The organism is Brucella pituitosa (assembly GCF_965577835.1).
Taxonomy (GTDB): Bacteria; Pseudomonadota; Alphaproteobacteria; order Rhizobiales; family Rhizobiaceae; genus Brucella; species Brucella pituitosa.
This window is the reverse complement of sequence record NZ_OZ264092.1, coordinates 569,279-582,502: the sequence shown is the minus strand read 5'-3', so window position 1 is coordinate 582,502 and position 13,224 is coordinate 569,279. Positions and strand designations below refer to the sequence as shown.

Sequence of the window (13,224 nt, the reverse complement as noted above, 5' to 3'; positions counted from 1 at the left end):
CCGATACCCGCATGCTGTCGCACCTGTCGATCCGCGATATTGTCCTGATTGAAAGGCTCGACATCGAGTTCAAGACCGGCTTGTCCGTACTTACGGGCGAGACCGGTGCGGGCAAATCCATCTTGCTCGATTCGTTGTCGCTGGCGCTTGGCGCACGCGGCGACGCTTCTCTGGTCCGTCATGGTGCCGATCAGGGGCAGGTGACTGCCGTGTTCGATGTTCCGGGCGTCCACCCTGCCAGAAATTTTCTCCGCGAAAATGGTTTTGACGATGACGGTGACGTTATCCTGCGTCGTCTCCAGATGGGTGATGGACGCACGCGCGTTTTCATCAACGATCAGGCTGCAAGCGTTGCGCTGCTGCGTGAGCTGGGCAAGCGGCTTGTGGAAATCCACGGTCAGCATGATGACCGTGCGCTGATCGATACCGATCTTCACCGTACATTGCTGGATGCCTTTGGCGGGCTTGATACCGAGACTGGTGTCGTTCGCGAACGATACAAGGCATGGCGCGATGCTGAAAACGCCTTGTCGAAACATCGTGCGCGCGTTGAGCAGGCGGAACGTGAAGGCGATTACCTGCGCTCATCTGTTGCAGAGCTGACCAAGCTTGATCCGCAGCCCGGCGAGGAAGAAGAACTCGCAGAACGCCGCGCGATCATGATGAAATCGGAAAAAATCGCCGGTGATGTGAATGAAGCGGGCGAGCTTCTGTCAGGAAATGGTTCGCCAGTGCCCACACTTGCAAGCCTTGTGCGTCGCTTGGAGCGCAAAATTCCGGAAGCACCGCATCTTTTGGAGCCGGTCTGCAAGGCGATAGACGAGGCACTTAACAGTCTGGCGCTGGCGCAGGACGGTATCGACCACGCCATGCGGGAAATCGATTTTGATCCACGTGTGCTGGAACAGGTCGAGGAGAGACTTTTTGCTCTCAGAGCCGCTGCGCGCAAATATTCTGTTGCGGTCGAAGGCCTGCCTGCACTGCGTGACAAGATGGACGCGGACCTCGCTGATCTCGATGCGGGTGCAGAAAAGCTGATCCAGCTGGAGGCGCAGGCAACCGAAACGCGCGCTTCTTACGATACTGCGGCGAAGGCTCTGTCTGAACGCCGCAAGGACACGGCTGATCATCTCAAAGCCGCTGTCATGGCTGAGCTTCCGGCACTCAAGCTGGAACGCGCCGAGTTTATCGTGGAAATGACGACCGATACCAATGCGCGTGCCGCCGAAGGTATCGATACGGTCGAATATTGGGTTCGTACCAATCCGGGCACACGGGCTGGCCCGATGATGAAGGTTGCTTCAGGTGGCGAGCTTTCGCGCTTCCTGCTGGCGCTGAAAGTGGCGCTTGCAGATCGCGGTTCGGCTCCGACGCTTGTGTTTGACGAAATCGATACCGGTGTGGGCGGTGCGGTTGCCGATGCCATTGGTCAGCGCTTAGCGCGGCTTTCATCGCGTGTGCAGGTGCTTTCCGTCACCCATGCACCGCAAGTGGCCGCGCGTGCCTCTACGCATTTTCTGATTGCGAAATCCGCGACCAATGAAGATCGCATGTCGACATCGATCCGTTCGATTGGTGTCGATGAACGACAGGAAGAAATCGCGCGTATGCTCGCCGGTGCCAGCATCACCGATGAAGCGCGTGCAGCAGCCGAGCGTTTGCTGGCCGAGAACAGCGCATTGGCTAACTAATACGCTGTCAGCAGTCTGTGTGCGATTTGCTGTTTTCATAGGCGCAGCCTCATTTCTTGGTTATGTTGGGCAAAATTGAATCAGCAGGTTTTGCCACGCATATGTCCGATATCTCCGTTGAAAAACTGACCGACCTTGAAGCCGTAGCAGAACTGGAGCGGCTGGCGCGTGCAATTGCGCATCATGATGAGCTTTATCATGCCAATGACAGGCCGGAGATTTCGGATGCGGACTATGATGCACTGAAACGGCGCAATGATGCCATTGAAGAGCGCTTTCCACATTTGGTGCGGGCAGACAGTCCTTCCTTGCGCGTTGGCAGTACGCCTGTTTCCAAGTTCGCACAGGTTGTCCATGCGCGTCCGATGCTTTCGCTTGGCAACGCGTTTTCGGATGAAGATGTGCAGGATTTTGTCGGCAGCGTTTATCGCTTTCTCGGACAGTTGCCAGACAATTCCATTGCCTTTACGGCTGAGCCGAAGATTGACGGGCTTTCCATGTCGATCCGCTATGAGAATGGTATTCTCGTTAGTGCTGCTACACGTGGTGATGGCACGACCGGCGAAAATGTAACCGCCAATATCCGGACCATCGGCGAGATTCCGAATAAGCTTCCGGCGGGTGTTCCAGCGGTCGTGGAAGTTCGTGGTGAGGTCTATATGGCCAAGAGCGACTTTCTCGCGCTCAACGAGCAAATGGTGGCAGAAGGCAAGCAAACCTATGTCAATCCGCGTAACACCGCAGCGGGCTCGTTGCGCCAGCTGGATGCGAAGGTCACGGCAAGCCGTAAGCTGAGGTTTTTCGCTTATGCTTGGGGTGAGATGTCGGAAATGCCTGCCGACACACAGCACGGCATGGTCGAAGTGTTCGCCAAGTGGGGCTTCCCGGTAAATCCACTGACAAAACGTTTGCAGAGTGCGGACGAGCTGATTGCACATTATCGCGCCATTGGTCTCGAACGTGCCAGTCTCGATTATGATATTGACGGTGTCGTCTACAAAGTGGATCGGCTCGATCTGCAAACGCGACTTGGTTTCCGGTCGCGTAGCCCGCGCTGGGCCATTGCGCATAAATTCCCGGCAGAGCAGGCAACCACGATCCTGCGCGGCATCGACATTCAGGTTGGACGTACAGGCGCGCTAACGCCGGTTGCCCGCCTTGAGCCTATTACCGTCGGCGGTGTGGTCGTAACCAACGCGACGCTGCATAACGAGGATTATATCAAGGGCATTGGCCTCAAGGGTGAACGCATCCGCGAGGACGATCATGATATTCGTATTGGCGATACGGTCATTGTGCAGCGCGCAGGAGACGTCATTCCGCAGATTGTTGATATTGTGCTCGAAAAGCGTCCCGCTGATGCTGTGCCGTTCAATTTCCCGCATGAATGTCCGGTCTGTGGTAGCCATGCCGTGCGTGAGGAAGGCGAGGCGGTCTATCGGTGCACGGGTGGCCTGACCTGTGCTGCACAGGCAGTCGAACGCATTCGTCATTTTGTGTCGCGTAATGCGTTCGATATTGAGGGCCTTGGCGAAAAGCAGGTCGAGTTCTTCTTCCATGCAGACGATGACAGTCTGAAAATCAAATCGCCTGCCGATATTTTTACGCTGCAGGATCGTCAATCTGGTTCGCTTAAAAAGCTTGAGAACATCGAGGGCTTTGGCGCGACCTCCGTGAAGAAGCTCTACGACGCGATCAATGCTCGACGTGAGATTGCTTTGCATCGCTTCCTGTTTGGCCTTGGTATCCGTCATGTTGGTGAAGTGAATGCCAAGCGCTTTGCGAAGGCCTATCTGACTTATGAAAAGTTTGCAGAAGCGGCGAAAACCGCAGTTCCGCCAAAACAAGGCGACCGTACCGATAAGGGTAATGAAGCCTGGCAGGATCTGATTGCCGTTGAAGGCATTGGCGCCATCGTTGCGGAAGCCGTGGTCGATTTTTATGCGGAGCCACACAATTGGGAAGTTCTGAAAGAATTACGCAATAAAGTAACACCGCTCGATGAAGTGGCACGCATTGCAACCGGTTCGCCGGTTGAAGGCAAGACAGTTGTGTTCACTGGCAGTCTCGAGCGCATGTCGCGCGATGAGGCCAAGGCCATGGCTGAGCGCCATGGTGCTAAGACGGCGGGTTCTGTTTCCAAGAAAACTGATCTTGTTGTTGCAGGGCCGGGTGCCGGATCGAAACTTACGAAGGCATCGGAACTAGGCATCGACGTGATTGATGAAGATGCTTGGCTCAAGCTGGTTGGAGAGGGTTGATGGCTCCGTTCAAAGGTTTCGGCGACAAGGCTATTCCGTTCCTCAAAGCGCTTGATTTTCATCAGAACCGCGAGTGGTTTGTTGAAAACAAGGACTTGTTTGAAGAGCACCTGAAGGAGCCGCTTGGCGATCTGGTTGAGGAGCTGACGGCGCGCTTTGAAAAAGTGGGACTGCCCTTTAAGGGGGACCGTGTGAAGTCGCAATTCCGTATCAAACGGGACACGCGTTTTTCTCATGACAAAGCACCCTATAATCGTCATTTGTCGGCATTGCTTTCAAACTCTGGCACCAAATGGGATGAGAGCGGTTGCTTTTATGTCTGCATCGGTTTGCCGGGCGTGCGCGATTGCTATGCTGGCGTGGCGTGGTGGGGACCGAAGAAAGAGCTGTTGCAGGCCATCCGCGAAGCAATTGTCGAAAAGCCGGATGAGTATCGCGCTGTTGTGGCAAAGCTCAGGAAAAGCGGTTTGCAGATCAGTGATAGTGATCGGCTGAAGCGTACGCCGCGTGGCTTTGATACCGTGACCGATGAGGATCTTCTTGAAGCGATCCGCAACCGGCATTTTGCTGTTCGTCTGGAGATCGATCCAGAGAGCATCACCCATGCCGACCTTGCGGACCGGCTGGTGAAGTTTGCTGAACAGGCGTGTCCGCTGATCGACTGGATCAAGAAGATCGAAGGCACTGTTCCTCAAGCATCAGAATAATGCATTGATGCATCACGCATTTTAATAGGTGATGCTGAAATGCTGCTGATCACGGGCAATTTATTGCTTGAGATTCTTATAGTATGATTTTTCGCGAAAACTGATTTCAACTTGGTGCAAAATTTCCTAAGCCACTCTCATACCAAGGCACTGAGATGCTCACGCACCACGCTTTGGTATGATTGAGGAGTGATTTTCGTGGATCAGGGTTTTCGGCCAGCACCGGCTTCAGCACGCAGCGACTTTTGGGTCGGTGTCAAACGCGGTCTGCCCATTGTTGCAGCTAGCGCGCCATTCGGCCTGCTGTTCGGTGCTGTGGCACTCGACAATGGCCTGTCGATCAGTGAAGCCGTGTTTATGAGCGCAATGCTCTATGCGGGCGCGAGCCAGATGGTCGGGCTTGATCTTTTCGGTCAGAATATTGCGCCATGGATGATTGTTCTATCGATCTTTGCGGTCAATTTTCGCCATGTGCTTTATTCGGCGACCGTTGGTCGGCGTATCAGTCATTTCACATTCATGCAGAAGGCTGCTGCCTTCTTTCTGCTGGTCGATCCACAATATGCCGAAGTGGAAATTCGGGCTGAGGCGGGCCGGAAAATCAGTTTTGCCTGGTATATGGGCATGGGCCTCACGATCTATATCTGCTGGCTTCTTGAGACGCTTATCGGCGCGCTGTTCGGTAATCTGATTAGCAATCCCTATGCGCTTGGTATCGACTTCCTGTTGCCGATCTATTTTCTTGGCATGGTGATGAGCTTCCGCCACCGCGAGCATTGGTGGCCTGTGGTCATCGTCAGTGCGATTTGCGCGATCATTGCTTATAAGCTTGTCGGCTCGCCATGGCATGTGACGCTGGGTGCCATAGGTGGCGTTGTGCTTGCAGCCGTCCTCGCAAAGCCGCAAACAGGGGAGGCATAAGGCCATGTCTACAACGATCTGGATCATTCTTGCAGGCGCTGTTTGCACTTATCTCACCCGCGTCGGCGGACATCTTATTTTATCGCGATTTGAGCGTGTGCATTACCGTATCGAAGCAGCATTGAATGCAGTGCCTGCAGCAGTTTTGACGGCAATCGTTGCAGCACCTGCATCGGATCACGGCTGGCGCGAACTTCTTGTGCTTGTCTTCTGCGTGCTGCTCTCGCTGCGCGTGGGCATGATGACGATGTTTTTTGCAGGCGCAGCGCTGTTGATCGCGCTGCGCCACTTTTTTCCGGGTTAAAGAGCAGCCGTAGCTGCCTCCAGCCACTTGGCCTGTGTGCCATCGAGATGGCCGATAAGCTTCTCACGCACACTTGCATGATAGGCGTTCAGCCAATCGAGCTCTTCCTGCGTAAGCAGTGACTTGTCGATAAGGCGCCGGTCGATGGGGCAGAAGGTGAGCGTTTCAAAGCTCATCATCGGCAGTTCGCCGCCTGCCGGCACTTCCGCCTCCTTCACGATAATCAGGTTTTCGATGCGGATGCCGTAAGCGCCGGGCTTGTAATAGCCAGGTTCATTGGAAAGGATCATGCCGGGCAGAAGCTCGTGTGCGCCCTTCTTGGAAATGCTCTGTGGGCCTTCATGGACCGACAGGTAGCTACCGACGCCGTGACCGGTGCCGTGAGCATAGTCAAAGCCCTGTTTCCAGAGCGCGATACGCGCCAGCACGTCGATGTCCTGTCCGCGCGTGCCTTTCGGGAAGCGAGCGGTGGTGATCGCAATCATACCTTTCAGAACGAGCGTGAAAGAGCGGATCGTTTCTGGAGTAATCGTACCAACGGCAACCGTGCGCGTGATGTCGGTCGTGCCGTCGCGATATTGCGCACCGGAATCAATCAGATAGAGCTCGCCATCTTCGAGTTTGCGGTTTGTATCTGTGTTGACGCGGTAGTGGATGATTGCGCCGTCCGGACCTGCACCGGAAATCGAATCGAAGGAAAGCTCTTCGAGCGGCATCTGGAAATCGCGACCAGCCTTGTCGCGGCTTGCTTCAAGCTGCTGTGCGGCCGAGATTTCATCAACCGTGCCAGGTGTTTTGCCATCAAGCCAGGATAGGAAATTGACCATGGCCACGCCATCGCGCTCGTGGGCGGAGCGGGAGCCGTCGAGTTCAGCCTTGTTCTTAATTGCGCGGGGCAGGCGGGCAGGGTCCTTGCCATGGATCACGCTACCACCTGCGGCTTCCACGGCAAGGCGTAGCTTTTCTGCAGCGAGCGCCGGATCGAGCAGGATGGTTTCGCCTTGTGCCGCACGCGCGCTCAGGTGGCCTTCAAGCTTGGCAGGTTCGCAGAGTTTGGCAAGCTGCGTGAGATAGGCGCGCGGTTCGATGGCAAGCTTACGCTCGTCGATGAACAGTTCTGGCTCGCCAGTTGCGGGGATAATCGCAAAGCTCAACGGTAGTGGAGTATTGGAGACGTCTTTGCCACGAATGTTGAACACCCATGCCACCGATGACGGATCGGTCAGTACAGTTGCGTTTGCGCCTGCACTTGCCACGGCTTTCTGCATGTCCTTGATTTTATCTTCGGCCTCATGACCAGCAAAGCGGGCAGGTTGAATAGTGACCGGTGCAAGAGGTGCCTCCGGCTGATCGTCCCATATGAGGTCCACCAGATTATGCGCAACCGGCACGAGCTTGCCGCCCTGATTTTCCAGAGCTTCTCGCAGTGCCGCCGCTTCGGAAATCGTGTGCAGCCATGGATCAAAACCAATCGTCAGGCCCTTGCCGTTTTCCGCGAGCCAGCTGGCAGGCGGATTGGTGACAAGGCTTTCATAAGAAAAAACGTTGCCGTCGGTCTGATTGCGTACCTGCAGCTCGTAACGGCCGTCGATGAAAATATAGGCCTGCTTTTTCATGATCAGTGCAGCGCCAGCCGAGCCCGTAAAGCCTGTGAGCCAGCTCAGGCGCTGGGCGCGGGGCGGTACATATTCGCCCTGATGTTCATCGGCGCGCGGAACGAGAAAGCCATCAAGGCTCTGCTCGGCCAGCTTCGCGCGTAGCAAAGCTACACGCGGTGCACCGTTGGCCGGATTGGTGGTTACATCAAAAGTCTGAAAAGCCATGAGCGTAACTCGCAAAAAATAAGGAAAGCAGCGTGATTTCAGATGGTCACTATTTCAGATGGCCATTATTCAGATGGCCATTATTTCAGATGGATTGTGACCCAGCCTTCGCGATGAAAGGTTTTCTCGTGGGTAAGACCCTGCGCCTGATAGGCTGCAAGCACCATATCATGCTGGCTGTCGAGGATGCCCGAAAGGATGATCGAACCGCTTGGTGCGAGGTGCGATTTCAGCGAAGGCGCAAGTTCCATCAGAGGATTGGCAAGAATATTGGCGACGATCAGATCGAATGGTGTGTAGGAACGAAAGATCGGATGGTCGAAGCCTTCAGCCGTCGCGGTGACGACGTGTTCGCTCACACCATTGAGAACAGTGTTTTCGGCGGCAACGGTGACTGCAATCGGGTCTATATCGGTGGCAAGAACCGGGATCGGTGCAAGTTTCGCGATAGCGATTGCCAGCACCGCGCTTCCTGTTCCAAGATCAAGCGCATTGGTTGGATGCTCGCGCTCAACCACTTCCTCAATCATTTCAAGGCAGCCGGATGTGGTGCCATGGTGGCCAGTACCAAAAGCAAGTCCGGCATCGATCAAAATCGGAATTTCGTTTGGCTGCAGCTTGTCACGATCATGCGAGCCATGCACGAAGAAGCGGCCCGCACGAACAGGCTTCAGGCCTTCGAGCGAATGTGTCACCCAATCAATATCCGGCAGTTCTTCTGTTTCAAACTTGCCCGCGCCGACCAGCGCATCGATGCGTGCTGCAAGTTCTTCCGCGCCATCTTCGGTATAGACGGAAACTTCGGAAATCTGGCGGTCTTCATCGATCTCGGTGATTGCGATCGGGAAGCCGTCATCCTCGAACGCGCGTTCGAGAATGTCATAGATTCGTTCGGCTTCCGTCTTGTCCACTGAGAAGAAGAGGCGTGATTGGGGCATGGATAAAAACTCTCTAAAAGATTCAGAGTAGTTCTTTAACCGTTTGCGCGGCCCTTTGCCAGATTCTTCAACTTTTGCAGCGCTGTATCTGCGTTCTCCTGATAAGCGATAGTGCCGCGGAAGCGTCCGCCCTTGTCGAGCAGAAACACGGAAGCCGTGTGATCCACGGTATATTCACCGTCTTCGGTTGGAACCTTCTTCGCATAAATGTGGTAGGACTTGACCACTTCGGCAACGTTTGCAGGCGTGCCGGTTACGCCAATGATGCGGTCAGACACGTTGCCGACATAGGTTTTCATGATTTCCTGCGTATCGCGTTCCGGATCTACAGAGATGAAATACGCTTTAATATCAGCGGCTTCTGGACCAAGCTGTTTCAGATAACCATCAAGCTCATAAAGCGTGGTTGGGCATACATCCGGACAATGGGTGAAGCCGAAGAAAACCAGAGATGGGGTGGCGCGCAGATCTTTTTCAGTAAAAGGCTGTCCATCCATCGCGACGAGATTAAACGACCCACCGAATGGCTCGTCAGCTGCATTGCGATCACGCAGCATGTTGAAGCCAGCCGCACCGACAATTACGATGATGAAGGCGAAGATGAAGATGGGCAGGAATTTTTTCATGTCCAGTCAGCCTTGAATTTTGTTTTGCGTTTATCGCACATAAGCGCGCTCATTAGAATTTACATCGATCTGCGACAGGAAGGCGCTTATATGCAAGCTCTAACTCGCTACTGCAAACGATGTTGGAACGATAAACTCAGTCTAGCAGAATACAAAGATTTCAGAAAGTTTTGAAATGACGCAGGGTGAAGACCTCCGTTTCCAGAATAGTGAACCGCGTATTCATTCAACAGCGCAGCTCAAAGCTTCCAAACTGGGCCGTTATGCCGACATTGGCGAGCGGGTGATCCTGCGTGAAGTGACCGTCGGCGATTTCACCTATTTTGAGCGAAATGGTGAGGGGATCTACGCCGATATTGGAAAATTCTGCTCGATTGCGGCCAATGTGCGTATCAACGCGCTTGAGCATCCGATGGAGCGGCTGACGACGCATAAGGTAAGTTACCGCCCGAACGAGTATTTCCGTTATCTGGGTGTTGATGGCGATTTTCGCGCAAGGCGGCAGGCGAAACGTGTCACAATCGGCAATGATGTGTGGGTCGGTCATGGTGCGGTGATCACACCCGGCGTGACAATTGGTCATGGCGCGGTGATCGGGGCGAATGCTGTGGTGACAAAAGATATAGCGCCTTATCATGTTGTGGGCGGGGTTCCGGCGCGCGTCATCCGCAAGCGCTTTGACGACAAGGTCATCGAGAGACTGCTAACACTTTGCTGGTGGGATTGGCCGGTGGAAAAGCTATATGAGGCGGTGCCGGACATTCAGGCGCTTGAAATCGAAGCATTTCTGGAAAAATGGGGCGGTTAGGCACACTTCACTTGCGATGCCCGATTTGCTTCGCCATTTTACATATGGAAACTGCTGGAGATATCGAATGTCGAAAATGAACAAGCTCGCCGGACTGCTGGTTGCCCCAATGTTACTGCTCGGTGCCTCAGCCGCCGTGTCTGCCGAGGAGGTTGGTCAGGTTGGTGTGGACTGGCTTGGCAATGACATTGTGATCGATGCGGTGCCTGACCCGAAGGTGAAGGGTGTGACCTGTCATCTTGCGTCATTCTCTCGCGGAATGATTGACCGTTTGCAGAAGGGCAACTGGTTCGAAGATCCGTCCAATGCGTCGATTTCTTGCGAGCAAACGGGACCAATCAGTATTGGCGACATCAAGCTGGGCAAGGGCGGCGAGAGGGTCTTTTCTGAGCGGACAAGCCTAATTTGGAAGAAGCTGGTCATTACGCGTATCTATGATCAGAAAAACAATACGCTGCTTTATCTCGCACACGCTACTCAGGTGCAGGACGGTTCGGCTAAGACATCGCTGTCGACAGTTCCGCTGTTCAAAGGTGATGTGACCTGGGAAAATGGAAAGCCGGAGTAATCTCCGGCTATCACCGTTTTCATCGCTCAGGCGCGCTGAACAAAACTGTCGAGAACACGCTTTTGTCCGGCCTTGTCGAAATCGATTGTGAGCTTGTTGCCGTCGATTGTCGCAATTGTACCGTTTCCAAACTTGATGTGGAACACGCGGTCGCCAACGAAAAAGTTCGACGGCTTGTCGGCCACCGATTTCGCAACCAGTTCGCCATCAATCGTACGGCCTTTGACAGAACCACGACCGGCACCGAAACCGGAGTCCGTTTCGCCATAGCCGATGCGTTCTACATTGGCTCCGGAGCGTGAGCCCCAATTGTTGCGTGTCGCATCCGTGCGGTTCTGTTGTGCGCGTTGCCAGCCGGGCGTTGAATAGGTGTTCTGGAATGGATCGGCCTTGTCGAAGCGCGATTGTCCATAACCGCTATTGCCATAGCCACCGTAATTGCCTTCCATCTCGGCCACTTCCACATGCGGCTCAGGAAGCTCTTCCAGAAAGCGTGACGGAATGGTCGACTGCCACATGCCATGGATACGGCGGTTGGAAACGAACCAGATATGCAGGTTCTTTTTGGCGCGCGTGACGCCGACATAGGCGAGGCGACGCTCTTCTTCCAGGCCCGAACGCCCGCCTTCATCCAGCGCACGCTGGTGCGGGAACAGTCCTTCCTCCCAACCGGGCAGGAAGACGGTTTCAAATTCGAGACCTTTGGCGGAGTGGAGCGTCATGATGTTGACGGCATCCATATCTTCGTTCTTCTCAGCATCCATGACGAGCGCGACATGCTCAAGGAAACCGCGCAGGCTCTCATATTCCTCCATGGAACGGATAAGTTCCTTAAGGTTTTCGAGGCGTCCCGGCGCTTCTGCCGATTTGTCGTTCTGCCACATGGCCGTATAGCCGGACTCATCCAGAATGTTTTCTGCCAGTTCCGTATGCGGCGTATTATCAATGAGCGATTGCCAGCGGCGGAAATTATCGACCACTTCACGCAGCGCCGAGCGCGGCTTGGGCTTCAGCTCTTCGGTTTCAACCAGATCGCAGGCCGCTGCAAACATCGAAATGTCGCGCGCGCGGGCATAATCATGCACCTGACGAATTGCCGCTTCACCAAGGCCGCGTTTCGGCGTGTTGATGATGCGTTCAAGCGCCAGATCATCTGCGGGTTGGGCCACAACGCGCAAATAAGCCATGGCATCGCGGATTTCGAGGCGTTCATAGAAACGCGGACCACCGATAACCCGGTAATTGAGGCCGAGTGTCACAAAGCGATCTTCGAACTCGCGCATCTGGAACGATGCGCGCACAAGGATCGCCATGTTGTTGAGCAAATGGCCCTGACGTTGCGCCTGTTCGATCGCTTCGCCAACTGCGCGGGCTTCTTCTTCCGAATCCCATGCGGCATGGATTTTTACTTTAGGATCGTCGGGGTTCGGGGCTTCCGTGAACAGCGTCTTACCGAGGCGACCTTCGTTATGCGCGATCAGATGGGCGGCTGTACCCAGAATATGTGCGGTCGAGCGGTAGTTGCGCTCAAGCTTAATGACCACTGCGCCCGGAAAATCCTTGTCAAAGCGGAGAATATTATCCACTTCCGCACCGCGCCAGCCATAGATGGATTGATCGTCATCACCGACGCAGCACAGATTGACTTTGTTGTCGCCCGCGCCGAGTTCGCTATGCTCACCGGTTCCGCGTACTGAATTTCCTGCGGGCGCGGGTGCCGTCGTCCTTGATTTCGGACGCTGGGCAAGCAGACGCAGCCACATATATTGGGCGGTGTTGGTGTCCTGATACTCGTCCACCAGAATATAGCGGAACTTTGCATGATATTCGCGCAGGATATCCGGATGCGCACGGAAGATGCGGATCGGGTGCAGCAGCAGATCACCAAAATCGCAGGCGTTCAGCGTGCGCAAACGTTCCTGATAGGCATGATAAAGCTCGCGGCCTTTGCCATTGCCGAATGAACGTGCATCGCCTTCCGGAATATCTGCGGGACCAAAACCTTTGTTCTTCCAGCCATCAATCATGTTGGCGAAAGTGCGGGCTGGCCAGCGCTTGTCGTCCAGACCTTCGGCCTGAATAAGCTGCTTGATCAACCGGATCACATCGTCGGTATCGAGAATGGTGAAATCGGAAGTGAGGTTCACCAGCTCTGCATGACGACGCAAAAGCTTCACGCCGATGGAGTGGAATGTTCCGAGCCACGGCATGCCTTCGACGGCGCCACCGACCAGATGGCCGATACGCTCTTTCATCTCGCGCGCAGCCTTGTTGGTGAAGGTCACGGCGAGGATCTGGCTCGGATAGGCCAGGCCGGTCGTCAGAATATGCGCGATGCGTGTGGTGAGCACGCGCGTCTTGCCGGTGCCTGCACCCGCAAGAACCAGAACTGGACCTTCGGTGGTGAGAACGGCCTGGCGCTGTTCAGGGTTCAGGCCCTGCAAATAATCAGGTTCACCACGCTGCTGGTTGCGTGCGGCCATGGCACGCGCTGCAATACTTCCGGCCGCTGGCGCGCGGTCAGCCGGTGCTTCATCGCCGAAGAACGGCATATCATCAGGGAAATCGGACATTGCT

11 protein-coding genes are annotated in these 13,224 nt (G+C 54.8%); 7 read left to right on the top strand and 4 right to left on the bottom strand.

What is annotated here, in order from left to right; all coding sequences use genetic code 11:
* The first annotated feature begins 11 nt into the window (after positions 1-11).
* From recN to ACSME1_RS02790, 5 genes are all read left to right on the top strand, one after another.
* On the top strand, positions 12-1,691 hold the full coding sequence (gene recN / locus ACSME1_RS02810; protein WP_024899599.1) for a DNA repair protein RecN: 1,680 nt from the start codon (positions 12-14) through the stop codon (positions 1,689-1,691).
* Positions 1,692-1,792: 101 nt separating this feature from the next.
* Positions 1,793-3,952 carry an NAD-dependent DNA ligase LigA gene (ligA, locus tag ACSME1_RS02805; RefSeq protein ID WP_024899600.1) on the top strand — a complete coding sequence of 720 codons (2,160 nt, stop codon included), beginning with the start codon at positions 1,793-1,795 and terminating at the stop codon, positions 3,950-3,952.
* Positions 3,952-4,659: a DUF2461 domain-containing protein gene (locus ACSME1_RS02800; protein WP_024899601.1), complete on the top strand. Its 708-nt coding sequence runs from the start codon at positions 3,952-3,954 to the stop codon at positions 4,657-4,659. Before ligA ends, ACSME1_RS02800 begins: the two co-directional genes overlap by 1 nt.
* 198 nt (positions 4,660-4,857) lie before the next feature.
* Positions 4,858-5,580: an AzlC family ABC transporter permease gene (locus ACSME1_RS02795; protein WP_024899602.1), complete on the top strand. Its 723-nt coding sequence runs from the start codon at positions 4,858-4,860 to the stop codon at positions 5,578-5,580.
* 4 nt (positions 5,581-5,584) lie between these two features.
* Positions 5,585-5,884, top strand: coding sequence for an AzlD family protein (locus ACSME1_RS02790; protein WP_024899603.1), 300 nt, complete (start codon positions 5,585-5,587; stop codon positions 5,882-5,884).
* Here ACSME1_RS02790 and ACSME1_RS02785 read toward each other — a convergent pair.
* The 3 genes from ACSME1_RS02785 to ACSME1_RS02775 form a co-directional block, all read right to left on the bottom strand.
* Positions 5,881-7,707, bottom strand: a complete 1,827-nt coding sequence (locus ACSME1_RS02785) for an aminopeptidase P family protein (RefSeq protein ID WP_105705760.1) — start codon at positions 7,705-7,707, stop codon at positions 5,881-5,883. The two genes, ACSME1_RS02790 and ACSME1_RS02785, sit on opposite strands and share 4 nt — an antisense overlap.
* 80 nt (positions 7,708-7,787) lie before the next feature.
* Positions 7,788-8,645: a 50S ribosomal protein L11 methyltransferase gene (locus tag ACSME1_RS02780; protein ID WP_024899605.1), complete on the bottom strand. Its 858-nt coding sequence runs from the start codon at positions 8,643-8,645 to the stop codon at positions 7,788-7,790.
* Between the two features lie 35 nt (positions 8,646-8,680).
* Positions 8,681-9,271, bottom strand: coding sequence for an SCO family protein (locus ACSME1_RS02775; RefSeq protein ID WP_024899606.1), 591 nt, complete (start codon positions 9,269-9,271; stop codon positions 8,681-8,683).
* A gap of 175 nt (positions 9,272-9,446) precedes the next feature.
* On the opposite strand from ACSME1_RS02775, the gene ACSME1_RS02770 reads away from it, so the two are divergent.
* Positions 9,447-10,079 (top strand): DapH/DapD/GlmU-related protein, encoded by a 633-nt coding sequence (locus ACSME1_RS02770; RefSeq protein WP_024899607.1) that lies wholly within the window; start codon positions 9,447-9,449, stop codon positions 10,077-10,079.
* 67 nt (positions 10,080-10,146) lie between these two features.
* A complete protein-coding gene (locus ACSME1_RS02765) occupies positions 10,147-10,647 on the top strand; it encodes a CreA family protein (protein ID WP_024899608.1) in 501 nt (166 codons plus the stop codon).
* Between the two features lie 26 nt (positions 10,648-10,673).
* Here ACSME1_RS02765 and ACSME1_RS02760 read toward each other — a convergent pair whose 3' ends face one another.
* Positions 10,674-13,220 (bottom strand): ATP-dependent helicase, encoded by a 2,547-nt coding sequence (locus ACSME1_RS02760; protein WP_105705762.1) that lies wholly within the window; start codon positions 13,218-13,220, stop codon positions 10,674-10,676.
* Positions 13,221-13,224: the final 4 nt, after the last annotated feature.